Annotated in this window: 30 protein-coding genes; 10 read left to right on the top strand and 20 right to left on the bottom strand. The window is 68.5% G+C overall.

All coding sequences use genetic code 11. From position 1 onward, the window contains the following. Window positions 1-16 precede the first annotated feature (16 nt). The 8 genes from GV027_RS04280 to hisB all read right to left on the bottom strand — a co-directional run bounded on the left by GV027_RS04280 (window position 17) and on the right by hisB (window position 5,659). On the bottom strand, window positions 17-1,552 hold the full coding sequence (locus GV027_RS04280) for an amino acid permease (protein WP_037530632.1): 1,536 nt from the start codon (window positions 1,550-1,552) through the stop codon (window positions 17-19). 110 nt (window positions 1,553-1,662) lie between these two features. Beyond that, entirely contained in the window at window positions 1,663-2,040 is a 378-nt protein-coding gene (locus GV027_RS04275) for a histidine triad nucleotide-binding protein (RefSeq protein WP_159511085.1), read from the bottom strand. Window positions 2,041-2,182: 142 nt separating this feature from the next. Further along, complete coding sequence (locus tag GV027_RS04270) at window positions 2,183-2,503, bottom strand: phosphoribosyl-ATP diphosphatase (RefSeq protein WP_031394257.1); 321 nt, start codon at window positions 2,501-2,503, stop codon at window positions 2,183-2,185. A gap of 32 nt (window positions 2,504-2,535) precedes the next feature. Further along, window positions 2,536-2,712: a hypothetical protein gene (locus GV027_RS21170; RefSeq protein ID WP_166747134.1), complete on the bottom strand. Its 177-nt coding sequence runs from the start codon at window positions 2,710-2,712 to the stop codon at window positions 2,536-2,538. Window positions 2,713-2,717: 5 nt separating this feature from the next. After that, window positions 2,718-3,491, bottom strand: coding sequence for an imidazole glycerol phosphate synthase subunit HisF (hisF, locus tag GV027_RS04265; RefSeq protein WP_159511084.1), 774 nt, complete (start codon window positions 3,489-3,491; stop codon window positions 2,718-2,720). Between the two features lie 247 nt (window positions 3,492-3,738). Next, complete coding sequence (gene hisA / locus GV027_RS04260) at window positions 3,739-4,473, bottom strand: 1-(5-phosphoribosyl)-5-[(5-phosphoribosylamino)methylideneamino]imidazole-4-carboxamide isomerase (protein ID WP_056409225.1); 735 nt, start codon at window positions 4,471-4,473, stop codon at window positions 3,739-3,741. Continuing rightward, complete coding sequence (gene hisH / locus GV027_RS04255) at window positions 4,470-5,075, bottom strand: imidazole glycerol phosphate synthase subunit HisH (protein ID WP_159511083.1); 606 nt, start codon at window positions 5,073-5,075, stop codon at window positions 4,470-4,472. The genes hisA and hisH overlap by 4 nt, the downstream gene beginning before the upstream one ends. Further along, complete coding sequence (gene hisB / locus GV027_RS04250; protein WP_107931520.1) at window positions 5,072-5,659, bottom strand: imidazoleglycerol-phosphate dehydratase HisB; 588 nt, start codon at window positions 5,657-5,659, stop codon at window positions 5,072-5,074. The genes hisH and hisB overlap by 4 nt, the downstream gene beginning before the upstream one ends. A 71-nt stretch (window positions 5,660-5,730) precedes the next feature. On the opposite strand from hisB, the gene GV027_RS04245 reads away from it, so the two are divergent. From GV027_RS04245 to gmk, 5 genes are all read left to right on the top strand, one after another. Continuing rightward, window positions 5,731-6,216: an SspB family protein gene (locus GV027_RS04245; protein ID WP_031394376.1), complete on the top strand. Its 486-nt coding sequence runs from the start codon at window positions 5,731-5,733 to the stop codon at window positions 6,214-6,216. Window positions 6,217-6,381: 165 nt separating this feature from the next. Next, window positions 6,382-7,773 (top strand): class II fumarate hydratase, encoded by a 1,392-nt coding sequence (fumC, locus tag GV027_RS04240; RefSeq protein WP_159511082.1) that lies wholly within the window; start codon window positions 6,382-6,384, stop codon window positions 7,771-7,773. 160 nt (window positions 7,774-7,933) lie between these two features. Then, complete coding sequence (locus GV027_RS04235; protein WP_159511081.1) at window positions 7,934-8,146, top strand: hypothetical protein; 213 nt, start codon at window positions 7,934-7,936, stop codon at window positions 8,144-8,146. Next, window positions 8,143-8,346 (top strand): hypothetical protein, encoded by a 204-nt coding sequence (locus GV027_RS04230; protein ID WP_031440271.1) that lies wholly within the window; start codon window positions 8,143-8,145, stop codon window positions 8,344-8,346. Before GV027_RS04235 ends, GV027_RS04230 begins: the two co-directional genes overlap by 4 nt. A gap of 72 nt (window positions 8,347-8,418) precedes the next feature. Next, entirely contained in the window at window positions 8,419-9,069 is a 651-nt protein-coding gene (gene gmk / locus GV027_RS04225; protein WP_031394372.1) for a guanylate kinase, read from the top strand. Between the two features lie 39 nt (window positions 9,070-9,108). Here the strand turns inward: gmk and GV027_RS04220 are convergent, their stop codons facing one another. The 6 genes from GV027_RS04220 to GV027_RS04195 form a co-directional block, all read right to left on the bottom strand. After that, window positions 9,109-9,789, bottom strand: coding sequence for an ATP12 family chaperone protein (locus GV027_RS04220; RefSeq protein WP_159511080.1), 681 nt, complete (start codon window positions 9,787-9,789; stop codon window positions 9,109-9,111). Window positions 9,790-9,802: 13 nt separating this feature from the next. Beyond that, window positions 9,803-10,021: a hypothetical protein gene (locus GV027_RS04215; protein WP_037532554.1), complete on the bottom strand. Its 219-nt coding sequence runs from the start codon at window positions 10,019-10,021 to the stop codon at window positions 9,803-9,805. Then, complete coding sequence (locus GV027_RS04210) at window positions 10,018-10,677, bottom strand: HAD-IA family hydrolase (protein WP_031440844.1); 660 nt, start codon at window positions 10,675-10,677, stop codon at window positions 10,018-10,020. Before GV027_RS04210 ends, GV027_RS04215 begins: the two co-directional genes overlap by 4 nt. 509 nt (window positions 10,678-11,186) lie before the next feature. After that, window positions 11,187-12,485 carry an RluA family pseudouridine synthase gene (locus GV027_RS04205; RefSeq protein WP_159511079.1) on the bottom strand — a complete coding sequence of 433 codons (1,299 nt, stop codon included), beginning with the start codon at window positions 12,483-12,485 and terminating at the stop codon, window positions 11,187-11,189. Then, the gene (crcB, locus tag GV027_RS04200; protein ID WP_031441014.1) at window positions 12,482-12,856 is read right to left on the bottom strand and encodes a fluoride efflux transporter CrcB; all 375 of its coding nucleotides are present in this window, start codon (window positions 12,854-12,856) and stop codon (window positions 12,482-12,484) included. The genes GV027_RS04205 and crcB overlap by 4 nt, the downstream gene beginning before the upstream one ends. Window positions 12,857-12,943: 87 nt before the next feature. Then, entirely contained in the window at window positions 12,944-13,693 is a 750-nt protein-coding gene (locus GV027_RS04195) for a hypothetical protein (RefSeq protein WP_159511078.1), read from the bottom strand. A 108-nt stretch (window positions 13,694-13,801) separates the two neighbouring features. Here GV027_RS04195 and GV027_RS04190 point away from each other — a divergent pair, with 108 nt between their 5' ends. Continuing rightward, the gene (locus GV027_RS04190) at window positions 13,802-14,023 is read left to right on the top strand and encodes a hypothetical protein (protein ID WP_159511077.1); all 222 of its coding nucleotides are present in this window, start codon (window positions 13,802-13,804) and stop codon (window positions 14,021-14,023) included. 17 nt (window positions 14,024-14,040) lie between these two features. On the opposite strand, the gene GV027_RS04185 is transcribed toward GV027_RS04190, so the two are convergent. The 3 genes from GV027_RS04185 to GV027_RS04175 form a co-directional block, all read right to left on the bottom strand. Next, window positions 14,041-14,487: a hypothetical protein gene (locus GV027_RS04185; protein WP_236559044.1), complete on the bottom strand. Its 447-nt coding sequence runs from the start codon at window positions 14,485-14,487 to the stop codon at window positions 14,041-14,043. A gap of 13 nt (window positions 14,488-14,500) precedes the next feature. Next, window positions 14,501-14,926: an OsmC family protein gene (locus GV027_RS04180; protein WP_159511076.1), complete on the bottom strand. Its 426-nt coding sequence runs from the start codon at window positions 14,924-14,926 to the stop codon at window positions 14,501-14,503. Between the two features lie 88 nt (window positions 14,927-15,014). Further along, window positions 15,015-15,323 carry a glycine zipper 2TM domain-containing protein gene (locus GV027_RS04175; RefSeq protein ID WP_037532560.1) on the bottom strand — a complete coding sequence of 103 codons (309 nt, stop codon included), beginning with the start codon at window positions 15,321-15,323 and terminating at the stop codon, window positions 15,015-15,017. Window positions 15,324-15,674: 351 nt separating this feature from the next. Between GV027_RS04175 and GV027_RS04170 the strand changes: the two genes are divergently transcribed. Continuing rightward, window positions 15,675-16,316 carry a trimeric intracellular cation channel family protein gene (locus GV027_RS04170; RefSeq protein ID WP_056408854.1) on the top strand — a complete coding sequence of 214 codons (642 nt, stop codon included), beginning with the start codon at window positions 15,675-15,677 and terminating at the stop codon, window positions 16,314-16,316. A gap of 7 nt (window positions 16,317-16,323) precedes the next feature. On the opposite strand, the gene GV027_RS04165 is transcribed toward GV027_RS04170, so the two are convergent. The 3 genes from GV027_RS04165 to GV027_RS04155 all read right to left on the bottom strand — a co-directional run bounded on the left by GV027_RS04165 (window position 16,324) and on the right by GV027_RS04155 (window position 20,425). Beyond that, window positions 16,324-16,917 (bottom strand): GNAT family N-acetyltransferase, encoded by a 594-nt coding sequence (locus GV027_RS04165; RefSeq protein WP_159511075.1) that lies wholly within the window; start codon window positions 16,915-16,917, stop codon window positions 16,324-16,326. Next, window positions 16,917-18,791 carry a signal peptide peptidase SppA gene (gene sppA / locus GV027_RS04160; RefSeq protein WP_107931529.1) on the bottom strand — a complete coding sequence of 625 codons (1,875 nt, stop codon included), beginning with the start codon at window positions 18,789-18,791 and terminating at the stop codon, window positions 16,917-16,919. The genes GV027_RS04165 and sppA overlap by 1 nt, the downstream gene beginning before the upstream one ends. A 602-nt stretch (window positions 18,792-19,393) precedes the next feature. Beyond that, window positions 19,394-20,425, bottom strand: a complete 1,032-nt coding sequence (locus GV027_RS04155) for a quinone-dependent dihydroorotate dehydrogenase (protein ID WP_159511074.1) — start codon at window positions 20,423-20,425, stop codon at window positions 19,394-19,396. A 234-nt stretch (window positions 20,426-20,659) separates the two neighbouring features. On the opposite strand from GV027_RS04155, the gene GV027_RS04150 reads away from it, so the two are divergent. The 3 genes from GV027_RS04150 to GV027_RS04140 all read left to right on the top strand — a co-directional run. Next, window positions 20,660-21,088: an SUF system Fe-S cluster assembly regulator gene (locus GV027_RS04150; protein WP_159511073.1), complete on the top strand. Its 429-nt coding sequence runs from the start codon at window positions 20,660-20,662 to the stop codon at window positions 21,086-21,088. Window positions 21,089-21,212: 124 nt separating this feature from the next. Continuing rightward, on the top strand, window positions 21,213-22,703 hold the full coding sequence (sufB, locus tag GV027_RS04145; protein WP_056020496.1) for a Fe-S cluster assembly protein SufB: 1,491 nt from the start codon (window positions 21,213-21,215) through the stop codon (window positions 22,701-22,703). Then, a partial coding sequence (locus tag GV027_RS04140; protein WP_159511072.1) for an endonuclease domain-containing protein occupies window positions 22,703-23,151 on the top strand: 449 nt, incomplete at its 3' end. The genes sufB and GV027_RS04140, both read left to right, overlap by 1 nt.

Raw genomic sequence — 23,151 nt, 5'->3', positions numbered from 1 at the left:
TTTTTTGTGTCCCGTCTCAGTGGCTGCCCGGGGGCGCCATGTCGATCGGCTCGCCGCCATCGGCCATGCCGCGCCCGAGATAGCTCTTGCGGTAGCCATAGAGGAAATAGATCACGAGGCCGACCGCGCCCCAGATCGGCAGCACCGCCATCGCCTCATAGGGAAGCGAGAAGTACAGCCCGATGCAGCCGACGATCGTCAGCGGCGCGACGATCCAGGCCGCCGGCGTGCGGAACGGACGATGCCGGTTCGGCTCGCGCTTGCGCAGGATCAGCAGCGCGATCGCGACCATCATGAACGCGTAGAGCGTGCCCGCATTGGCGATGTCCGCGAGCTGCCCGACCGGCAGGAACGCGGCGGCGAACGCGACGAACACGCCGGTGATCGCGGTGACGATATGCGGCGTCTTCCACTTGGGATGCACGCGGCTCAGCACTTCGGGCAGCAGGCCGTCGCGGCTCATCACGAAGAAGATGCGCGTCTGGCCGAACATCAGGATCAGGATCACCGACGGCAGCGCGAGACCGGCGGCATAGCCCATCCAGTTGCCGACATTGGCATAGCCGACCTGACGCAGGACATGCGCCAGCGCCTCGTTCGAGCAGACCAGCGCCTGCGCGTTGGCGGGGATCAGGCAGGCGCGGGCGAGCTCGGCCGACCCGGTGGTGAACGGCACGCCGTCGGGGCCGAACAGCGGCTGCCCGCCGATCGTGCCGATCGCGCCCGCTGCGACCAGCATGTAGAACACGGTGCAGATGCCGAGCGAGGCGATCAGCCCGATCGGCACGTTGCGCTGCGGGTCCTTGGTCTCCTCGGCCGCGGTCGAGACCGCGTCGAAGCCGACATAGGCGAAGAAGATCGTCGCCGCCGCGCCGACCACGCCCAGCCCGTTGCTGCCGAGGATGCCGGTGGGGAGGAACGGCTCGAAATTGCTGCCATGCGTCTTGGGCAGCGTCAGCGCGACGAACGCGGTCAGCGCGACGACCTTGATCGTCACCAGCACCGCATTGACGCGCGCGCTCTCGGTCGTGCCGATCATCAGCAGCCAGGTGATCAGCAGCGAGATGACGACCGCGGGCAGGTTGATGAACCCGCCCGGCATGTACGGCCCGTGCGACAGCCAGGTCGGCAGTGTTATCCCGAACGTCTCGTGCAATATCGAGCCCGCGAAATAGCCGGACCAGCCGACCGACACGGCGCTCGCGGCCACCGCATATTCGAGGATCAGCGCCCATCCGACCGTCCAGGCGAGCAGCTCGCCCATGACCGAATAGGTGTAGGTATAGGCGGAGCCCGCGACCGGGGCCATCGCCGCGATCTCGGCATAGCAGAGCGCGGCGACGACGCAGACCGCGCCGGCGACGACGAAGCTCAGGATCATGCCCGGCCCGGCCTTCTGCGCGGCGGCGGAGGTCAGCACGAAGATGCCCGTGCCGATCACGCAACCGATGCCGAGCATGGTTAGCTGGAACGCGCCCAGCGATCGGTGGAGCGATTTCTTCTCCGCCGTCGCCAGAATGGCGTCCAGTGACTTAACGCGACCAAAAATCAATTCGGTTCCCCCCGGGGGTTGTGAGGGCCGGTTCACTGGCCCCCTTGCTCAAGCCGGGAAGCCTAATGGCAATTTTATTACGCGCAATCCTTTAGTGGCGGAAAGCCGCGCTATCCGGCCAGCATCGGGCCAAGCGGACGCCCGCCAAAGACATGAACGTGCAGATGCGGCACCTCCTGATGCCCGTGTTGGCCGATGTTCGCGAGCAGGCGATAGCCCGGCTCGACCAGCCCCGCGGCGCGCGCGACCGTCCCGACCGCGCGGATGAACCCGGCGATCTCCGCATCGGGGGCGCGCGCGGAGAAATCGTCCCACGAGACATAGGCGCCCTTGGGGATCACCAGCAGATGCGTCGGCGCCTGCGGGTTGATGTCGTGGAACGCGATCGCGAAGTCGTCGTCATAGACCCGCCTGGACGGGATCTCGCCGCGCAGGATCTTCGCGAAGATGTTCTGGTCGTCATAGGGCTGGGTGGCGTCGATCGGCATGGGGCTTGCTCCTTTCGGGGCATCCTACCAACCTTCGTCATCCCCGCGAAGGCGGGGATCCATATCCTCGGAGGATCACGATCAATCCGCGCGGCAAGCCAGTCTGGAGTCCCGCCTCCGCGGGAATGACGGAGGTGGCGGATCAGCCGGTTCGCGCGGCCTTTTCGACCAACCCGCCGACTCCTTCGCGCCGCTCCAGCTCCGCCCGCACATCGTCGAGGCTCAGGCCGGCGTCCGCCAGCAGCACCGCGAGATGGAACATCAGGTCGGCGGCCTCGGGGACGATGCTCGCCTCGTCGCCCGAACAGGCCGCGATCACCGTCTCGACCGCTTCCTCGCCGAGCTTCTGCGCGATCTTCGGGCGGCCACGCGCGAACAGGCTGGCGGTGTAGGAGGTGTCGGCGGGCGAATCGCGGCGCGCGCGGATGGTCGCCTCCAGGCGGTCGAAAACGGGGTCTGCCATGCCGCGCGTGCTGACGCAGGCGTGCGGGCGGGTCAATCCTTTGCGCGCGGCGGCCGCTTCAGGAACCGCTTGCGCAGCGCGCGGCGGACCAGCCAGACGCCGATCGCGGCGACCGCGAACAGCGCGATGTCCGACGCTTCGGGGCCGGTGCGCGGATGCACCACGCCGCTATGCCCCGACTGTACCGCGACCAGCGGCAGCGTCGCCATGCCGGTCAGGCCGACCGCAGGGGGGTCCGCACCGGGATCCCCGCAGCGGCGAGCGCGGCGTGCGCGTCGCCGATCGACGCCTGGCCGAAATGGAAGATCGATGCGGCGAGCACCGCGCTCGCATGGCCGTCGCGGATCCCGGCGACCAGATCGTCGAGCCCGCCGACCCCGCCGCTCGCCACGACGGGCACCGCGACGCGGTCGGCGATCGCGCGGATCAGGTCGAGGTCATAGCCGCTGCGCGTCCCGTCGCGGTCCATCGAGGTGACGAGCAGTTCCCCGGCGCCGAGCTCGGCGAGCTTCACCGCATGCGCGATCGCGTCGATCCCGGTCGCGCGCCGGCCGCCATGCGTGAACACCTCCCAGCCTTCGCCCGAGCGCCGCGCATCGACGCTCGCGACGCAGCACTGGCTGCCGAAGCGCTCGGCAATATCCGCGACCAGCTCCGGCCGCTCGACCGCGGCGGAGTTGACCGCGACCTTGTCCGCGCCCGCCAGCAATAGCGCGCGCGCATCGTCCGCGGTCCGAACGCCGCCGCCGACCGTCAGCGGCATGAAACACACCGCGGCGGTCCGCCGCACGACGTCGAGGATCGTCCCGCGGCCCTCATGGCTCGCGCCGATATCGAGAAAGCACAATTCGTCCGCCCCGGCGGCGTCATAGGCGCGCGCCTGCTCGACCGGATCGCCCGCGTCGCGCAGCTCGACGAAGTTCACGCCCTTCACGACGCGGCCATCGGCGACGTCGAGACACGGGATCACGCGTGCGCGGACGGTCATGGGTGTGCTCGAAGAAGTGGTTCACGCGGAGACGCGGAGACGCGGAGACGCGGCGAAGCCGCTAGGAAAACGATTTCGCGCAGAGGCGCAGAGGACGCAGAGAAGAGAGAGAAGTGGGTGCCTGCAGCAGCATGTAGGACTTCATCGCTTGCGAGGATGGAAGGACCGCTGACGCGGTCGGCTCTGCGTCCTCTGCGCCTCTGCGCGAAACCACTATCTCCGCGGCTCCGCGTCTCCGCGTGACCCCTCATGCCGCCTTCGCCACGCTCAACGCCGCCGCGAGATCGAGCCGCCCGTCGTACAACGCCCGCCCCGTGATAACGCCCTCGACGCCATCACGGACATGCAGCGCCAGCACGTGAATTTCGGCGATCCCCTTCACCCCGCCGCTAGCGATCACCGGAATGTCGACCGACCGCGCAAGGTCGACGGTCGCCTCGACGTTGCACCCCTTCAGCATCCCGTCGCGCCCCACATCGGTGAACAGCAGAGACGCCACCCCCGCATCCTCGAACCGGCGCGCGAGATCGACCGCGCTGGTGGTCGAGACGTCGGCCCAGCCCTTGGTCGCGACCATGCCGTCCTTCGCATCGACCGCGACGACGATGCCGCCGGGGAAATCCTTCGCCACGCCGCGCACGAAGTCGGGATCCTCGAGCGCCGCGGTGCCGATCACGACCCGCGACACGCCCAGATCGAACCAGCCCTCGACATTGGCGCGCGTCCGGATCCCGCCGCCGAGCTGCACATGCCCCGGAAACTGCGAAACGATCGCGCGCACCGCGTCGCCATTGACCGACGCGCCCGCAAACGCGCCGTCGAGATCGACGACGTGCAGATGCTCGGCGCCTGCGTTCGCGAACAGCATCGCCTGCGCCGCGGGATCGTCACCATAGACGGTCGCGCGGTCCATATCGCCCTCGGCGAGGCGGACGACCTGACCGGCCTTGAGGTCGATCGCGGGGAAAACGATAAGGCTCACGGCCGCCACTCCAGAAAACGTTCGAGCAAGGCCAGGCCGTAGCGCTGGCTCTTCTCAGGGTGAAATTGCACGCCGATCATCGTGTCGCGGCCGATCGCCGCGGTGACGGGGCCGGCATGATCGGTGGTCGCAAGCACGTCGGCGCCTTCGAAGGCGAAGCTGTGCAGGAAATAGGCCTCACCCGGTTCGATCAGCGTATGCGCGCGGGCCGGGACCACGTCGTTCCAGCCCATATGCGGCACCTTCGCGTCCATCGTCCCCGGCTCGAGCCGCCGCACGCGCCCCGGCACCCAGCCGAGCCCGGCATGCGTCCCCATCTCCTCGCCCGCGTCCGCCATCAGCTGCATGCCGACGCAGATGCCGAGGAACGGCGCGCCCTCGTCGCGCACGCGCCGGTTCAGCGCCTCGACCATCCCCGGCACCGCGCGCAACGCCGCCGCGCACGCCCCGTAAGCGCCGACGCCGGGCAGCACGATCCGGTCGGCCTTCGCGACGACGTCCGCGTCGGCCGTGACGATCAGGTCGGTGCAGCCCGCGGTGCGCAGCGCGTTCTCGACCGAATGCAGGTTCCCCGCGCCGTAATCGATCAGCGCGAGCGTCACAGTATTCCCTTGGTCGACGGGATCGCGTCGGCCTTGCGCGGGTCGATCTCGATCGCGGTGCGCAATGCGCGCGCGACGCCCTTGAACGCGGCCTCGGCGATGTGATGATTGTTGGTGCCGTACAGCGTCTCGACGTGCAGCGTGATGCCCGCCGCCTGCGCGAAGCTGTGGAAGAAATGCTCGAACATCTCGGTGTCCATGCCGCCCAGCCGGCTCTGCGAGAACAGGTCCTTCCACACCAGCCAGGGCCGCCCGGAAATGTCGAGCGCGACCCGCGTGAGAGTCTCGTCCATCGGCGACAGCGCGTCGCCGTAGCGCGCGATGCCGCGCTTGTCGCCGAGCGCCTGTGCAAACGCCTGGCCGATCGCGATGCCGGTGTCCTCGACGGTGTGATGCTCGTCGATATGCAGGTCGCCCTTGGTCCGGACGTGCAAGTCGATCAGCGAATGGCGCGAGAGCTGTTCGAGCATGTGGTCGAAGAAGCCGACGCCGGTCTCGACGTCGTAAACGCCGGTCCCGTCGAGGTTGATGGTGACGTCGATCGCCGTCTCGGCGGTGGAGCGGGAAATCGTGGCGGTGCGCATGCCACCTCCCATAACGTGCGCCACGACGCATGCAATCTTGACCGCGATCCGAATACCGCTACCCAGAGGGAATGAGTGATGGACTGCCCGATAGCCTGATTCCGTACGACGAGATCGTGCAAGAAGCCCTGCGTGCCGTCGTCGGCCGCGTGCTCGGTTCCGTGTCGGAGGCCGGCGGGCTGCCCGGCGAGCATCATTTCTACATCACCTTCAAGACGCAGGCGCCCGGCGTCGACATCCCCAAGCGGCTGATCGAACGCTTCCCGGACGAGATGACGATCGTCATGCAGAACCGCTACTGGGACCTCGTCGTCGACGACGAGCGCTTCTCGATCGGCCTGTCGTTCAACCAGGTCCCGTCGAAGCTGGTCATCCCCTATTCGGCGATCACCGCATTCCAGGATCCCGCGGTCAGCTTCGAACTGCGCTTCCAGGCGCAGGAAGGCGCGGACGAGTCGCTCGGCGAGCATGACCCGGCCGAGAATGACGGCCCGACCGCGGTGCCGATCGAAGACGGCTCGAACGTCGTCGCCGTGGATTTCAAACGGAAGAAGTAAGCTGGAGCGAGGCGATCAGGCAAAGCTGATCGCCGGTCGCAAAGCGACGCGAACGGCCGGCCGACGCGCACCGCGCGGTCGACGACATGGGATTTACTCCCATGTCGGCCTTCTGCTCTACGCCGCCATACCGGAACAAGCCCGGCATGACGGCGTAGGTAGGCCATGACCAACACCCGCACAGAAACCGACTCGATCGGCCCGATCGAGGTTCCCGCCCAGGCCTATTGGGGCGCGCAGACCGAGCGATCGGTCGAGAATTTCCCGTTCGGTACCCGCGAACGCATGCCGATCGAGATCGTCCAAGCCCTCGCGCTCGTCAAACAGGCCGCCGCGCGCGTGAACCGCACGCACGGCCTCGACGCCACAATCGCCGACGCGATCGACTCCGCCGCGCAGGAGGTGATCGACGGCACGCTCGACGACCAGTTCCCGCTGGTCATCTGGCAGACCGGCAGCGGCACCCAGTCGAACATGAACGTCAACGAGGTGATCGCCGGCCGCGCCAACGAGCTGCTCACCGGCACGCGCGGCGGCAAGTCGCCGGTCCATCCCAATGACCATGTCAACATGAGCCAGTCGTCGAACGACAGCTTCCCGACCGCGCTCCACATCGCCGCCTCGCTCGCCGTTACGCGCCGTCTCTTCCCCGCGCTCGACCGGCTGAAGACCGCGCTGCAGGCCAAGGCGGATGCGTGGGACGACATCGTGAAGATCGGCCGCACGCATCTGCAGGATGCGACGCCGCTCACGCTCGGGCAGGAATTCGGCGCCTATGCCAATCAGGTCTATCGCTGCGGCCGCCGGATCGAGCCGGGCGTCACCAACGGCACCAACCGGCTCGCGCAGGGCGGCACCGCGGTCGGCACCGGGCTCAACGCGCCCAGGGGGTTCGCCGCGGATTTCTGCAAGGCGGTCTCCGACCTGACCGGCCATCCGTTCATCCCCGCGGAAAACAGCTTCGAGGCGCTCGCCTCGAACGACCCGCTCGTCCACCTGTCGGGCACGCTCAACACGCTCGCGGTCGCGCTGACCAAGATCGCCAACGACATCCGCCTGCTGGGCAGTGGCCCGCGCTGCGGCTTTGGCGAGATCGACCTGCCCGCAAACGAGCCAGGCAGCTCGATCATGCCCGGCAAGGTCAACCCCACCCAGTGCGAGATGCTGACGATGGTCGCAGGCCAGGTGATGGGCAATCACGTCGCGGCCACCATCGGCGGAATGCAGGGCCATCTCGAACTGAACGTCTTCAAGCCGCTGATCGGCGCGAACGTGCTCCGCTCGATCGATCTGCTCGCAACCGCGATGGAGGGCTTTGCGGAGCGCTGCGTCGACGGCATCGAGCCCAATCGCGATCGCATCGCCGACCTGCTCGACCGCTCGCTGATGCTGGTCACCGCGCTCGCCCCCGAGATCGGCTATGACGCAGCGGCGAAGATCGCCAAGCACGCGCATGTCGAGGGGCTGACGCTGAAAGAGGCCGGCCTCGCACTCGGGCTGGTCGATGCGGAGACCTTCGACCGGGTCGTGCGGCCCGAATCGATGCTCGGCCGCTAACGCCTCCCCCGACCCCGTTCGTGCTGAGCGAAGTCGAAGCACCGTCGCTTGCGGCACACCCTTCGACGTCGCTCAGGGCGAACGGAAGGGGGAGGGGCGCACCTGCGGGAACCCAAACGCGGTTCGCGCGCTAACCCGCCACACGCGAAGGAGAAATTACGTGGGCGCAACGACCATAGGCGCGCTGATCGGCGCAGGCATCGACTCGCTCAGCGGCGATGACGGCAATGCGGACGGCGCGATCATCGGTGCGGTCACCGCCAACGTGCTCAGGATCGTCGTGCCGCTGGCCGTGACCTACGCGATCGGCTGGGCGGTGCTGCGCGGTGCAGCGGAACTCAAGGACCAGGTTTTCGGAGAGGTTAAGTCATGATCGGACGTATCATCAGTGCATTGGTTGGCCGCGAAATGGGTCGGCGCAGCGGCGGCAGCGGCGGCACCTCAGGTGCGGTCAAGGGCGTGGTCGCGATGAGCGTGCTGCGTCGCATGGGCCCGCTCGGCATGATCCTCGGCGGCGGCTATGCGGCCAAGAAGGCCTATGACCGCAACCGGGCGCGCAAGTCGGGCTACTGATCCGCCGCCAGAATGACACGCGCGGGCTGTGCATGGGTTGACGCCCATGCGCAGTCCGCGGCAAGGGCGCGCATGCCCCACACACTTCCGTCCGACCCGCATGGTTTCCGTCGCCGCGGCGTCCTGTTCGTCCTGTCCTCGCCATCCGGCGCCGGCAAGTCGACGATTGCGCGCCGATTGCTCGCCGACGAGCATGAGCTGGAGATGTCGGTCTCGGTGACGACCCGCGCGATGCGACCGGGCGAAGTCGACGGCAAGGACTATCATTTCACCGATCTCGAGGGCTTTCGCGACATGGTCGCGAAAGACGAATTCCTCGAATGGGCGCATGTATTCAACCACCGCTACGGCACCCCGCGCGCGCAGGTCGAGGAGATGCTGGCCGCCGGCAAGGATGTGCTGTTCGACATCGACTGGCAGGGCGCACAGCAGCTGTTCCAGATCGCAGGCGGCGACGTCGTCCGCGTCTTCATCTTCCCGCCGTCGATGGAGGAACTCCACCGCCGCCTCACCAGCCGTGGCACCGACTCGACCGAAGTGATCGACGCGCGCATGTCGCGCGCCGCGAACGAGGTCAGCCACTGGGACGGCTATGATTACGTCCTAGTCAATGACGACGTCGACAGCTGCATCCGCGGCGTGAAGACGATCCTTGCCGCCGAACGCCTCAAGCGTTCGCGCCAGACCGGCCTGATCGGCTTCATCCGCCGCCTGACGCGCTGACCCCCCGTCATCCTGAATCGGGTCCAGGATGACGAAAGCCTACAGCATCGCCAGAAACGCCACGCCGCGCGCGAATTCCTGGCGCTTGAGCTCGCGCAACTGCGCCGCCTGCCAGTCCTCGCCCCACATCTCGATCGACCAGTCCTCGTCGATCCCCGCCGCCGCCCACGCCGCATCGCCGCCGATCTCTCCCTCGACCAGCGCCAGCCCGATCACCAGCGACCCCGTCAGCGTGACGACCGGCGACAGCCCGGCAAGGTGGAAATCGTCATGCGCCGCGACCGCCTCGTGCAGCCGCGCGATCGTTGCGGGGGCCTGCGCGACGTGCATCACCCCCGCCGTCACCGCGAACGTCACGTCGTACCGCGCGCGCGCCCAGTCGAGCAGCGGGTCCCAGCGTGCCGCCTGCCGCTCGACCAGCGGCGGCGGCCCGTCCGCGCGGTAGCAGAGCAGGTCGCTCTCGCCATAGGCCGCCAGCCGTGCGGCGAACTGCGCCGGATCGTTCGCGATCGGATCGGTCGCGGCGTTGGCGAGCCCCGTCAGCGGCATCGTCCGCGGATCGATCGTCTCGCCGACGCTGCGCCATTCCTCCGCGACCGCCTGTGCCAGCGCATCGGTCGGCAGCGCGAGCGGCCGACGCCCGGGCGTGCGGACCGGCTTGCCGTCGAGCGTCACCACGCGATCCGCATCGATCGCGACGTCTGTCCAGAATCTCTTCATGCGTCCTGTCCGGTCATTCGGTGGGCGTGCGCCAGCGCTGCGCCAGGCTGCGCGGCACGATCGCGATCATCGCCATCGCCGACAGCACGATCGCGGTGCCGAGGATCTTCGGCCCCCAGCTATAGGCGCGCGCGATCAGCACCAGCCCGAGCACCGCGCCCGCCACGCCCGCGAGCCGCACGCCGACCAGCACGAACCAGCGCCGCTGCGCCAGGCGATCGGCCTCCGTCACGACGCGCTCACCAGATGGCGCAGCGCCGGCACCGTCTCGGCGACGACGTCCGCGCCGGCCTCCGCCAGCTCGTCGACCGCGTGATAGCCCCAGGTGACGCCGACCGCGCGTGCGCCCGCCGCGCGTGCCATCGCCATGTCATAGCTCGTATCGCCGATCATCGCGGTCGTCGCCGGGGTCGCGCCCGCCTCCTTGATCGCCGCGAACAGCATCGCCGGGTCGGGCTTCGAGGGATGCCGGTCCGCGGTCTGCAGCGTCACGAAGCGGTCGGCGATGCCGTGCGCGGCGAGGACATGCGCGAGCCCGCGGTCCGACTTGCCCGTCGCGACGCCCAGCATCCAGCCATCGTCGGCGAGCGTCGCGAGCACGTCGGCGATCCCCTCGAACAGCGGCTCCTCGATCAGCTCGCCGCTCGTCCGCATCGCATGGAACGCGGCCTTGTAGTCCGTCGCGAGCGTGCGGTGCAGCGCCTCGTCGCCCTGCGGCACCAGGATCTGCATCGCCTCGACCAGGCTGAGCCCGACGATCCGGCGAATCGCGGCGCGCGGCGGCGGGACCAGCCCGGCCGTCTCGAACGCCCGCTCGCACGCGACGCAGATATTCGCCTGACTGTCGACGAGCGTCCCGTCGCAGTCGAACACGGCGAGGCGGATCATGAGATTTTCCAGCGCATCCCCGTCTCGTAGATCAGCCGGGCGAACGAGGGAACGCCAAACCGGAACGCGCGCCGTTATGTTCCCCCGCAAGGCGGGGGCTCGGACCCAAGCAGAGCTGTCGATCATGCCCCCTGGACCCCCGCCCCCGCGGGGGAACGGGTAGGGGGCACCACCACCACCACCCCGGCGAAGGCCGGGGTCCAGTTGGGGGACGGTGCTGACGAAGCGCAGCACCCGGTTACTGCAACCTCCCCAACTGGACCCCGGCCTTCGCCGGGGTGGTGTTAGGTATGGCGCGAGGTTAGTTCGCTAGATGACCGCGACCCCCACCTCTGCGGGGGAACGGGCAGGCGGGCACCCCCTCACCTAAAAACCACCCCGGCGAAGGCCGGGGTCCAGTTGGGGGACGTTGCTGACGAAGAACAGCCCCCGGTTACTGCAACCTTTCCAACTGGACCCCGGCCTTCGCCGGGGTGGTATTGGGTATGGGGCGAGGTTGGTTCGCTAGATCACCGCGACCCAGGCCCGCTCCTAGGCCCACTCGGCTTCCCCCCCGGACGACCCCGCCCACCAGGCTTGGCACCCTCAACCCGCGGCCCACTCCTGGGCGCGCCGAACTTCGACCCCGCGCCCGTCCGCGAACCACCCGTCTTCGGCCCCGCAGGCTTGCCCGCTGTTGTCTTCTCCTCGACCACACCGCGCCCGCGACGTTCGCCGCGGCGTTCCTTGCGGACCGACTTGGCATGCGCCCGCGCGCGCGACTTGATCTCCTCGCGCGACGGCGCGGTCTTCTCGTCGAGCACCAGCGCATCGCCGAGCGACTCCTCGAAGCCCAGCTGCTTCAGGCTTTCCGCGAAATGCGTCGGCAGGTCGGCGGTCACGTCGATCGACCCGCCATCGGGATGGTCCACCTTGATGCGGCGCGCATGCAGATGCATCTTGCGCGAGATCCCGCCGGTCAGGAACGCCGCCGCACCGCCATATTTGCCGTCGCCGACGATCGGATGGCCGATCGCCGCCATGTGGACGCGCAGCTGGTGCGTGCGGCCGGTAAAGGGCTGCAGCTCGACCCAGGCGGCGCGGTTGCCCGCGCGCTCGATCACGCGGTACCGGGTCCGCGCGGGCGCGCCCTCGGCCTCGTCGACATGCATCTTCTCGCCGCCGGTGCCGGGCTGCTTGCCGATCGGCAGCTCGATCATGCCGTCCTCGATCGACGGCACGTCGACCACCAGCGCCCAATAGACCTTCCGCGCAGTCCGCCCCGAAAACGCCTTGGCGAAGAACGCCGCCGCGCGCGACGTCCGCGCCACCAGCAGCGCGCCCGACGTATCCTTGTCGAGCCGGTGGACCAGCTTCGGCCGGCCCTCATTGTCATACTGGAGCGCATCGAGCAGCCCGTCGACATGCTGCGTCGTCTTGGTGCCGCCCTGCGTTGCCAGACCCGGCGGCTTGTTCAGCACGAACGCCTGGAAATCCTTGTGGATGACCATCGCCTGCGCGGCTTCGGTTTCCTCGTCCGACAGGATCACGCGCTCGCGCACGCGCCGCGGCGCGTCCACGTCGGCGGTGGCCTTGTCGGCTTCGGGCGGCGGCACGCGCAGCATCTGGCCCGCCGCGATCCGGTCGCCCGGCGTCGCGCGCGCACCGTCGACGCGCAGCTGGCCGGTCCGCGCCCACATCGCCACCGTCGTGAAGCTCGTCTCGGGCAGATGCCGCTTGAACCACCGGTCCAGCCGGATGCCGTCATCGTCGAACCCGACGTTGAACTCGCGGAAATTCGTATCGCTATCGTGTTTGCCCGCAGTCATGCGACGGCCCTTACTGCGGAGAGACCCGCGAACAACGCGGCGATCGAACCGATCACCGACACCAGAACATAGCCGAGCGCGAGGCCCGGCGCGCCACGCTCGATCATCGTGACGACGTCGAGCGAGAAGGAGGAAAAGGTCGTGAACCCGCCGAGCACGCCGACGCCGAGCAGCAGCCGCCAGCCTTCGGGCGCCGAATGGCGCGCAAGCACGCCGACGAGCACGCCCATCAGCAGCCCGCCGACGAGATTCACCGCCAGCGTGCCAAACGGATAGCCGGCACCGAGCAGCGCGGTCATCGCGCGCCCGGTCAGATAGCGCGCGCCGGATCCGACCGCGCCACCGACCATGACATAGAGAAGGGGAGACATGCCCGCGCCCTAGCGCGAATCGCGGAAAACGGAAAGCCGCGCTTGACGGGGATGCGCGGCGCTCGCCCTTGGGCGCGGCGGCGACGGTCAGCGCCCGGCGTTGGAGACCAGATCGACGTCGCTGACCCCGTCCATGCGCGGCGTGACATACACACTATAGGCATCGCCGCCGCGCAGACCGCCGAGTACGTGCCGGCGGCCATCGCTGCGGTGGTCGGCCGAATAGCCCGTGTCGGCGGTGCGGGTATAATAGAAGTCGAGCAGCCGCTGCGGCGTGGCCCGACTCGAAAAGTGCACGACGCGCAGCCGGCAGCCGGCCTGGTCGGAACCTGCCGCCTCCGACAGTTGCGCATCGGGATAGAGCGGCAGGTCGGCGGGCAGGCGATTCGCCCACAGCGCCGAATAGCCGATCGTCCGCGCGCACGCCGCCGCGTTCGGAAACGTCTGCCGCTCGGCCAGCGCGCCCAGCGTCAGCGCCGCGTCGGCCTGGCGGCAGGCGGGACAGTCATCGGCAGCGGCGGGCGCGCGCTTCAGCGTACGCAGATCGACCGTATCGGCGCGGCGGCCCGCTTCGTCGGGTGGCATCGCCCCGCCCATCGGTTCGGGCGGCGGGCGGATCGCGTCGTCGTTCGACGACTGGGTCAGCGTCGGGTCGACCATGATCTGACCCGCGAGCGCGGCGTTCAGCGCCGGGTCGCCCGCATTGCCGTTGCCAGGATCCGCCTCGAGGCGCGTCGGGTCCTGCTGATCGACCGCGGGCTCGCCGCACGCGATCAGCGCGAGCGGCAGGGCAAGCGCGAGGGCGGGCAGGCGGATGGTGCGGGCGGAACGGGTCATCACCCGCCATCAATGCCGGAGCGCGGGTGAAGAAAGCGTTGTCGCGGTACGCTTGGTCGGCCGGCCCGCGATCTTGCCTGCGACCCGTCGAGACGCCATGTGTGGGTCATGCTCAACCTCGTCTCGGTCCTCATCGGCCTCGTCACCCTCGCACTGGGTCTCGTCGCCTTCTTCCCGCTGCTCGGCTGGATGAACTGGCTGGTCATCCCGATCGGCATCGTCGGTGCTGCGGTGGGTGCGCTGTCGTCGAGCAATGCCGGGCGCAATCTCAACATCGTGCTGATCATCATCTTCACGCTGCGGCTGATGCTCGGCGGCGGCATTATCTGACCGCGGGGGTCGGAGGGTCAGCGGCAGCGAATCCGGCCGCGATCCACCGACCGGCCGGGCAGCGCGCCGCCGCGCGTATCGACCAGCGTGCCGATCAGCCGTGACTCACCGCGCGCGATAATATTGCCAAGGACGCCGCCGGCCAGCCCGCCGGTGATCAGCCCGGTCGTCCCGTCCTCGCGGCGGCAATAATAGCGGCCGTCGGCGCCGCGATACAGCCGATCCGCCCGGCTCAGCCGGCGCACCACATAATAGCGGCCATCGCGAAAATACCGGTCCGCGAAATAGCCGCGCTGCCCCGGCTCGGGGCGATCATGATCATAGGCGCGGTATCGCTGCCAGTCGCCGGCGTCGCGTCGTGCGACGCCGGCGATCGTCTGTGCACCGGCCACGGCGGCACCGACGACCCCCGCCTCGAGCCCCGCACCGAGCAGGACGAGGGCGACGGTCGCGGCGATCCGCATGCCGGCGCGTCGATCAGGCAAGCGTGTGGTCGAGCGTGATGTCGGCGTTCAGCACCTTCGACACCGGGCAGTTCGCCTTGGCATCCGCCGCGATCGTCGCGAACTCGTCGGCCGAGATGCCCTCGACCTTTGCGTTCAGCGTCAGCGCCGACTTGGTGATCTTGAACCCGTCGCCATCCTTGTCGAGCGTCACCTTCGCGCTCGTCTCGAGCGTGCCCGCCTCATAGCCCTTGGCCGCGAGCGCGAAGCTCAGCGCCATGGTGAAGCAGCTCGCATGCGCGGCGGCGATCAGTTCTTCGGGGTTGGTGCCGGGCTCGTTCTCGAACCGCGTGTTGAAGCCGTAGGGCGAGTCGGACAGAACGCCCGACTGCGTCGAGACATGGCCCTTGCCGCCCTTGCCAAGGCCTTCATAGCTGGCCGAACCGCTGCGTGTTGTCATCTTCGGATCCTTCGAAACATGAAAAAGGGCGCCGCGGTTTCCCGCGACGCCCCCCTTCAACGCATCAGTCCGCAATGCGGTGCGTGGTTTAGCGGCAACGACGATTATTGTTGCTCGTGCCCTTGTCGATCGCGCGACCGGCCAGGCCACCCAGGACCGCGCCGCCGAGCGTGCCGACCGTGCGGTCGCCGCGCGTGTCGACCGTGCGGCCGAGGAGCGCGCCGCCGACGCCGCCGATGATCGTGCCGGTCGTGCCATTGCTCTTCTTGCAATAGGTCCGGCCGTCGCGACCGCGCCATTCGCGCTTGCCGCGCTGCGCATCCGCGGCCGAGATCGGCACCGCGAGCGTCGGCAGGACGAGGGCGGTCGCGCTGAGTGCCATGATCAACTTACGCATAAAATCTACTCCCGTTTGTAATGATCTGTGTCCGTAACGGCCGGCGTTTACCCCCGGTTGCATGAACCCAAAACAACGTCGCGTTCATCTTCGCTCCGGGCATCCTGGGTCGTGCAGGCACAGCAATCTGTCCCCGTTATCCACAGCAAGTTATCCACAGGCTGTGCACAAAAGGATAAGAACCGGCAAAATTGCGCCCCGCACACGGGCTGCCCGGGGACTTTTCCCCGTTATCCACAAAGAATTATCCCCGCCTGTGGATAAGTTTGTCGTCAGCCGGGAAATCGCGCAAAAACCGGTCGCCGCCTCACCCTCGCTTGTGTCGCGCGCCACAGCGGCTAGGCCGGGGGGATGCTGCCCGCCACGATCCTGTCGCCCGACGTCCTTCCCGCCGCTGCGCGCTGGCTCGATCTCGCCGGGCTCGCGGTGTTCGCCGCCTCGGGCGCGCTCGCTGCGGCCAAGCGCGGGCAGACCGTCGTCACCGCGATCTTCTTCGGGCTGATCACCGGGGTCGGCGGGGGCACGGTGCGCGACCTGCTGATCGATGCGCCGGTCTTCTGGGTGCACGACGCGCGCGCCGCCAGCATGTGCCTGATCGTCGCGCTGGTGATCTGGATCACGCCCGAACGCTGGTGGCGCGACGAGGCGCTGGGCTGGTTCGATGCGATCGGGCTCGCCGCCTATGCGGTGTTCGGTGCGGCCAAGGCGCTCGGCTATGGCGTGCCGCCCGTGCCCGCCGTGCTGATGGGGGTGATGAGCGCCTGCTTCGGCGGGATCATCCGCGACGTGCTCGCGGGCGAACCCTCGATCCTGATGCGTCCCGAACTCTATGTCACCGCGGCGGCGCTCGCCGCGGCGAGCTATGTCGGGCTGGTGCTGCTGGGCGTGCCGATCGGCTGGTCCGCGGTCGTCGCGGCGAGCGCGGGGTTCAGCCTGCGCGCCGCCGCGATCCGCTTCCACCTCGCGCTGCCCGCCTACCGCGCACGCCGCTAGTCCGCAGTCAGCCCCGCACGACACCGACCTCGGCAAAGCGGCGCGGCTCGACCGGTGGCACCGCCGCGTCGTTCAGCGCGCATTGCCAATGGCCGACATCGATCCACTGGCCGTTCTTGTACCCGACCGCGCGATAGACGCCCGCGCGGCGGAACCCGACCGATTCGTGCAGCCGGATCGATCCGTCATTGGGCAGCGCGATCACCCCGATCGCCTGGGTGAAGCCTTGCGCGCGCAGCGTGTCGATCAGCGCCTCGTACAACAGCCGCCCCGCGCCCTGGCGCTGCGCCGCATCCGCGACATAGACCGTGGTCTCGACGACGAAGCGATAGGCGGCGCGCTCGCGGAACCGTCCGGCATAGCCGAACGCGATCACCCCGCCCGCATCCCCCACCGTCGCGACCAGCCAGGGATAGAGCCCGTCCGACGCCGCCATCCGCGTCCGCATCTGCCGCGCGTCGGGCTCGTCCGTCTCGAACGAGACCGTCCCCACCAGCACGTGCGGCGCATAGATCGCGGCGATCGCGGCGGCGTCCTCGGGCCGCGCCGCCCGGATCGTGATGGCCCCTGCCGTCCCGATCGCGGGCGACGCGCCCGGCATTACAGGCCGATCCGCGCGAGCAGCAGATCGAGCAGCCGCGCATCGCCGCCATCGCCGGCGCTCGGGCCGATGCCGCCGCATTCGAGGCAGCGTGCCTGGATCGAGCCCGAGGTCGCCAGCCGCTTCATGTCGCCGACCGCGCGCGCGACCATCTGGCGGCGGTCGAGCGCGATCCGGCCGAACGCGTCGCTGCCGGTCGTGGTGTCGTCGTCGCCCGTGTCGAAACCGGCGGCGAGCTGGGCAAGGACGCCCGGCGGCTTTTCGAGATACTCGGCATGGATCTTGGCGGGATCGAGCTTGGCGCGGCGGGCGGCCTCGGCGATCGCGTCCTTCAGCGTGCCGAACCGGTCGACCAGCCCGATCTGGCGCGCGGTGCCGCCATCCCAGACCCGGCCCTGGCCGATCGCGTCGACCCGCGCCGGGCTCAGCTTGCGCGACGCGGCGACGCGCGCGATGAACTGGCGATAGCCATTCTCGATCCCCGCCTGCATCAGCGTGTCGAACATCGGCGTCGTGCCGCCGGTGATGTCGGGCTGGCCCGACAGCGGCGTCGTCTTCACACCGTCGGTGGTGACGCCGATCTTGGCGAGCGCGGTCTCGAACGTCGGGATGATCCCGAAGATGCCGATCGACCCGGTGATCGTGCCGGGCTCGGCGAAGATCACGTCGGCAGGCGTCGACACCCAGTATCCGCCCGACGCGGCGAGCCCGCCCATCGACACGACCACCGGCAGGCCCTTCTTCTTGGCTTCGAGGATCGCGAGCCGGATCCGCTCGGACGCGAGCACCGACCCGCCCGGCGAATCGACGCGCACGACCAGCGCCTTGAGGTTCTTCTTGGCGAGGCCGTCGAGCATCGCCTTCTCGATCGTCTTGCCCGCCGCGGTGCCGGGGCCGCCTTCGCCGTCGACGATGTCGCCCGCCACGGTCAGCACGCCGATCGCGTCGCCGCCGGTCGGCAGGGGATTGGCCTTGACCCAGGAATCATAGGTGATGGTGTTGAAACTGCCCGCAGGCTTGCTCGTGTCGGCGCCGGCGATCGCGGCGACGCGCTTGCCGAACGCGGTGCGGTCGCCGAGCTTGTCGACGATTCCAGCGCGCAGGTTCGCGGTCGCGATGTCGCCATTGGCGGCGAGCACCAGGGCGTCGGGACGCGCGAGGAACTGCGCGATCTGCGCCTTGGGGCGGGCCTTGGCGACCGCTTCGCGCCACTGGTCGTACAGCGTGCCGTAGAGCGCCTGGCTCGCCGCGCGCGCATCGTCGCTCTGGTCGGTGCGCGTATAGGGCTCGACGAACGACTTGTAGCGGCCGACGCGGTAGACATGCGTCGTGATCCCCAGCTTGTCGATCAGCCCCTTATAGTAAAGCTGGTTGCCGCCCGGCCCCATGAACAGCGTGCCGCCCAGCGGATTGACCCAGACCTCGCTCGCATTGGCGGCCAGCCGGTAGCTGCCGTCGGTATAGGCGGTGGCATAGGCGAGCACGGGCTTCTTGGCGGCGCGGACGCGCGCGATCGCATCGCCGATCTCGCCCAGCGCGGCGGGATAGGCCCCGGTAAAGCCGTCGAGATCGAGCACCAGCGCCTTCACCCGGCCATCGGTCCGCGCGGTATCGATCGCGCGCACCACGTCGCGCAGGCGAAACTGCTTCGGCGTATTCTGTCCCGACAGCGCGGCAAAGGCGGCGGGTTCGGCGGGCTGCTCGACGATCGAGCCGTTCAGGTCGAGCACCAGCGCGCCGTCCTTGATCGCCTTGGTCCCCGGCCGCGCGTTGAGCGCCGCGAAGACCAGACCGAAGAACAGCAGCATCGCGATCAGGACGAGTGCGTCCTTGATCCCGACCAACAGCTTCCATGCGCCGCGTACCAGCTTCACCTGCGTCTCCTCATACCGGCACGGCCGGTTGGTGCGATGCCGGCAACGCCGGTTCACCGTCGACGATAGCCGCGTGTGTCATGCGGGAGCAATACGCTTCTCCGTTTCGCCCAGCGGTCGCCCGCCGGCGCTGCGCCGCGCGCGCCGGCAACCGCAATCCGTCATCCTGACGAAAGTCAGGACCCAGAGCCAAACAGGACTGCGCCCCGCAACCCTGGATCCTGACCTGCGTCAGGATGACGAGTGGAAAGGGCAGGGCCGCCAACCCCGCCCGCCGCAACGCTCTCCACGCAAACCGCCGCCCCGATCACACCACACCGCCGCCAATCCCGTCATCCTGACGAAAGTCAGGATCCAGAGCCAAGCAGGACAGCGCTCCGCAACCCTGGGTCCTGACTTTCGTCAGGATGACGAAGGGGGGGGGCAGGGGGGCGGGAGTGGGGGCGGTCCGGCGGGCTTCGGCGGTGGCGGTGGGGAGGAGGAGCGCGAGCGCGAGGAGGGGAGTCTTCATCGCGTGCGAACCTAGCGCGGATCGGGTGGGTGGCAAGGCGTCCGCCGCAAACTCGCCGTCATCCCAGCTTTTGCCGGGATGACGAAATGTGTCAGCGGGCGTCGACGCCGATCGCGTCGGCGATGGTGGCGAAGCCGTCGCGGGTGAGCAGCGCGTCGAGCTCGCGCAGCATGCGCGCGGGGAGGCCGGGGCCTTCATACACCAGAGCGGTGTAGAGCTGGACGAGGCTCGCGCCCGCGCGGAGGCGGGCATAGGCCTCCGCGCCGCTGCCGATGCCGCCGACCGAGATCAGCGGGATCGCGGCGCCGGTTGCCTTGCGGAAGTCGGTGAGGCGCTGGCGGGCGAGGGGGGCGAGCGGGGCGCCCGACAGGCCGCCGGTTTCCGTCGCGTTCGCCGAACGCAGGCCGGGGCGGCCGATCGTCGTGTTGTTGACGATCAGCGCGTCGATCCGGTTGTCGATCGCGGCGCGGGCGATGTCGTCGATGTCCGCGGGCTCGAGGTCGGGCGCGACCTTGAGGAAGATCGGCGTGTCGCCCTTGGCGGCGGTGCAGGCGGCGAGCAGGTCGCGCAAAGCTGCGCCATGTTGCAGGTCGCGCAGGCCCGGCGTGTTGGGCGAGCTGATGTTGATCGTGATGTAATCGGCGTGCGGCGCGGCGCGCGTAACGCCGTGGACGTAATCCGCGGTGCGATCGGTCGCGTCCTTGTTGGCGCCGACGTTGATGCCGAGCACGCCCTTGCCGCGGCTGTGCGCCTTCGCCCGGTCAAGCGCCGCGTCGAGGCCGCCATTGTTGAAGCCGAGGCGGTTGATCACCGCGCGGTCTTCGGGGAGGCGGAAGATGCGCGGCTTCGGGTTGCCGGGCTGGGGCAGGGGGGTGAGCGTGCCGATCTCGACGCTGCCGAGCCCGAGCCCGAAGAACCCGTCGATCGCGCGACCGTCCTTGTCGACGCCCGCCGCAAGGCCGACCGGGTTGGGAAAGGCGATCCCCGCCACGCTGGTCGCAAGCCGCGGGACGGATGGGGCGAGCGGCGTGCCCGCCTTGCCCCAGGCGGCGAGCGCGGCGATCGTCAGGCCATGCGCGCGTTCGGCGTCGAGGCGGAAGAGAAGCGGGTGGTAGAAGGCCATGCGCGCTCTTACTCAGATCGGCTGGGGCGGCCAAACCCTTCTTCCGTCATTCCCGCGCAGGCGGGAATCCATCCGTCCGCAGGGGCAAAAGGCAGAGTGGATTCCCGCCTCCTCAGGAATGACGAAGTGGACTCAGTTGCGAGTCGTTAGCACTGGCGGACGGGTTGACGCTGCCCGTCGCAAAGCCCATTTGTCAATCGGATCATATCGGTCCGATTGGACTCACAAGCCACCATGCGTCTTTCCAGCCTAGCCGACTATGCGGTCGTGATGATGAGCGCCGCGGCGCGTCATTGCGGTGGTATCGCGCGGCTGAACGCGACGCTGCTGAGCGAGGAGACCGGCGTGCCGCTGCCGACCGTGCAGAAGCTGGTCAGCCGCTTGTCGGCCGCGGGGCTGATCGAGAGCACGCGCGGGACGGGCGGCGGGTTTCGCCTGGCGCGGCCGCCTGCGTCGATCTCGCTCGCCGACATCATCGAGGCGGTCGAGGGCCCGATCGCACTGACCGCATGCGTCGACGGTGCGGCGCAGGATTGCTGCATCGACCAGACGTGCAAGGTGAAGCCGCACTGGAACGCGGTCAACGGCGCGGTCCGCGGCGCGCTTGCCGGCGTGACGCTCGCCAGCCTTTTGCAAGTCCCGAATTCGCCGGTGCCCGCATGACGCGCGCAGCGCCTAACCCCTTTCTCCGCGATCTCTGCGCCTCCGCGCGCAAAATCTCATATTCGCGCAGAGACGCAGAGATCGCAGAGTTTTTAGAGAGCCGCGTTGCGGCGGAGATGGAATGATGGCTACCCGGAACGCAGAGGCCTATGCCGCCGCGAACAAGACGTACGAGTGGGGCTTCTCCTCGGACATCGAACAGGAATTCGCGCCGAAGGGTCTGTCGGAAGACACGGTGCGCTTCATCTCCGCCAAGAAGGGCGAGCCGCAGTGGATGCTCGACTGGCGTCTGAAGGCGTTCGCCTTGTGGCAGACGATGGAGGCGCCCGACTGGTCGAAGCTCAACGTGCCGCCGATCGATTACCAGGACGCCTATTACTACGCGGAGCCCAAGGCGAAGCCGAAGCTGGGGAGCCTCGACGAGGTCGATCCCGAGATCCTGCGCGTCTACGAAAAGCTCGGCATTCCGATCGGCGAGCAGAAGATGCTCGCGGGCGTGGTCGAGGATCCGCTGAACGAGGACGGCACGCCGAAGCGCCGCGTCGCGGTCGACGCGGTGTTCGACAGCGTCTCAGTCGCGACCACGTTCCGCAAGGAGCTCGAGGCGGCGGGCGTGATCTTCCGCTCGATCTCCGAGGCGATCAAGGAATATCCCGACCTGGTCCGCAAGTGGCTCGGCAAGGTCGTGCCGCAGCGTGACAATTACTTCGCGACGCTGAACTCGGCGGTCTTCTCCGACGGGACGTTCGTCTACATTCCCGAGGGCGTCCGCTGCCCGATGGAGCTGTCGACCTATTTCCGGATCAACGCCGAGAATACCGGCCAGTTCGAACGCACGCTGATCGTCGCCGACAAGGGGTCGTACGTCTCGTATCTCGAAGGCTGCACCGCGCCGATGCGCGACGAGAACCAGCTGCATGCGGCGGTGGTCGAACTCGTCGTGCTCGACGATGCCGAGATCAAATATTCGACCGTGCAGAACTGGTATCCGGGCGACGAGAACGGCGTCGGCGGGATCTACAATTTCGTCACCAAGCGCGCTCTGTGCCAGGGCAAAAATTCGAAGGTCAGCTGGACCCAGGTCGAGACGGGCAGCGCGATCACGTGGAAATATCCGTCGTGCGTGCTGGCGGGCGATGGCTCGGTCGGCGAATTCTATTCGGTCGCGGTGACGAACAACCGCCAGCAGGCCGATACCGGCACGAAGATGATCCACCTCGGCAAGAACACGCGATCGACGATCGTGTCGAAGGGGATTTCGGCGGGGCGCTCGGACAACACCTATCGCGGGCTGGTGCGCGTCGCGCCGACCGCGGAGGGCGTGCGCAACTTCACCCAGTGCGACAGCCTGCTGCTCGGCGACCAGTGCGGCGCGCATACCGTGCCGTATATCGAGGTCCGCAACCCGTCCGCGCAGATCGAGCATGAGGCGACGACGTCGAAAATCTCCGAGGACCAGCTGTTCTACGCGATGTCGCGCGGGCTGGATGCGGAGGCGGCGGTCGCGCTGATCGTGAATGGCTTCGCGCGGGAGGTGCTGCAGCAGCTGCCGATGGAGTTCGCGGTCGAGGCGCAGAAGCTGCTGGGGATCTCGCTGGAAGGTTCGGTCGGCTGATGCTGGCGGCGCAGGACACCGATCGGCGCCTCAACTCCCCTCCCCTTCAGGGGAGGGGCCGGGGGTGGGGGCTCTCCGCGAACGCGATCGCGGCGTTGCATGACCGCGCTGCCGACATGCGCCGCAACCCCACTGAACCCGAGAAGCGCGTCTGGCGTATCCTGTCCGGTTCGCAGCTCTCAGGCCGCAAGTTCCGCCGCCAGGCCGTGCTACCGCCGTTCATCGCCGACTTTTTCTGCCCGTCCGAGGCGCTGATCGTTGAGGTTGATGGCGACACGCATGACGATGCGAAGGACCGGCTGCGCGACGATCTCCTGCTGATGCGGGGATATCGCACGGTGCGCGTGACCAATCTCGACGTGATGACGAATATCGGGGGCGTCGCGCATGTGATCGCCTCTGCTTTTAACGAAGGGTCGGCGCCCGCCGCCAGCCCCCACCCCAACCC

Origin of the sequence: Sphingomonas sp. T1, from assembly GCF_902506585.1 — a bacterium.
GTDB classification, from domain to species: Bacteria; Pseudomonadota; Alphaproteobacteria; order Sphingomonadales; family Sphingomonadaceae; genus Sphingomonas; species Sphingomonas aerolata.
This window is presented reverse-complemented; position numbering and strand designations above follow the sequence as displayed.

Bases quoted from the DNA above. Each gene is read 5' to 3' on its own strand.
- GV027_RS04275 (WP_159511085.1), bottom strand. From the start codon at position 2,040: ATGCCGATCGACGCCACCCAGCCCTATGACGACCAGAACATCTTCGCG.
- GV027_RS04270 (WP_031394257.1), bottom strand. From the start codon at position 2,503: ATGGCAGACCCCGTTTTCGACCGCCTGGAGGCGACCATCCGCGCGCGC.
- GV027_RS21170 (WP_166747134.1), bottom strand. From the start codon at position 2,712: ATGGCGACGCTGCCGCTGGTCGCGGTACAGTCGGGGCATAGCGGCGTG.
- hisF (WP_159511084.1), bottom strand. From the start codon at position 3,491: ATGACCGTCCGCGCACGCGTGATCCCGTGTCTCGACGTCGCCGATGGC.
- hisB (WP_107931520.1), bottom strand. From the start codon at position 5,659: ATGCGCACCGCCACGATTTCCCGCTCCACCGCCGAGACGGCGATCGAC.
- GV027_RS04245 (WP_031394376.1), top strand. From the start codon at position 5,731: ATGAGTGATGGACTGCCCGATAGCCTGATTCCGTACGACGAGATCGTG.
- fumC (WP_159511082.1), top strand. From the start codon at position 6,382: ATGACCAACACCCGCACAGAAACCGACTCGATCGGCCCGATCGAGGTT.
- GV027_RS04230 (WP_031440271.1), top strand. From the start codon at position 8,143: ATGATCGGACGTATCATCAGTGCATTGGTTGGCCGCGAAATGGGTCGG.
- gmk (WP_031394372.1), top strand. From the start codon at position 8,419: ATGCCCCACACACTTCCGTCCGACCCGCATGGTTTCCGTCGCCGCGGC.
- GV027_RS04220 (WP_159511080.1), bottom strand. From the start codon at position 9,789: ATGAAGAGATTCTGGACAGACGTCGCGATCGATGCGGATCGCGTGGTG.
- GV027_RS04210 (WP_031440844.1), bottom strand. From the start codon at position 10,677: ATGATCCGCCTCGCCGTGTTCGACTGCGACGGGACGCTCGTCGACAGT.
- GV027_RS04205 (WP_159511079.1), bottom strand. From the start codon at position 12,485: ATGACTGCGGGCAAACACGATAGCGATACGAATTTCCGCGAGTTCAAC.
- crcB (WP_031441014.1), bottom strand. From the start codon at position 12,856: ATGTCTCCCCTTCTCTATGTCATGGTCGGTGGCGCGGTCGGATCCGGC.
- GV027_RS04195 (WP_159511078.1), bottom strand. From the start codon at position 13,693: ATGACCCGTTCCGCCCGCACCATCCGCCTGCCCGCCCTCGCGCTTGCC.
- GV027_RS04190 (WP_159511077.1), top strand. From the start codon at position 13,802: ATGCTCAACCTCGTCTCGGTCCTCATCGGCCTCGTCACCCTCGCACTG.
- GV027_RS04185 (WP_236559044.1), bottom strand. From the start codon at position 14,487: ATGCGGATCGCCGCGACCGTCGCCCTCGTCCTGCTCGGTGCGGGGCTC.
- GV027_RS04180 (WP_159511076.1), bottom strand. From the start codon at position 14,926: ATGACAACACGCAGCGGTTCGGCCAGCTATGAAGGCCTTGGCAAGGGC.
- GV027_RS04175 (WP_037532560.1), bottom strand. From the start codon at position 15,323: ATGCGTAAGTTGATCATGGCACTCAGCGCGACCGCCCTCGTCCTGCCG.
- GV027_RS04170 (WP_056408854.1), top strand. From the start codon at position 15,675: ATGCTGCCCGCCACGATCCTGTCGCCCGACGTCCTTCCCGCCGCTGCG.
- GV027_RS04165 (WP_159511075.1), bottom strand. From the start codon at position 16,917: ATGCCGGGCGCGTCGCCCGCGATCGGGACGGCAGGGGCCATCACGATC.
- GV027_RS04155 (WP_159511074.1), bottom strand. From the start codon at position 20,425: ATGGCCTTCTACCACCCGCTTCTCTTCCGCCTCGACGCCGAACGCGCG.
- GV027_RS04150 (WP_159511073.1), top strand. From the start codon at position 20,660: ATGCGTCTTTCCAGCCTAGCCGACTATGCGGTCGTGATGATGAGCGCC.
- sufB (WP_056020496.1), top strand. From the start codon at position 21,213: ATGGCTACCCGGAACGCAGAGGCCTATGCCGCCGCGAACAAGACGTAC.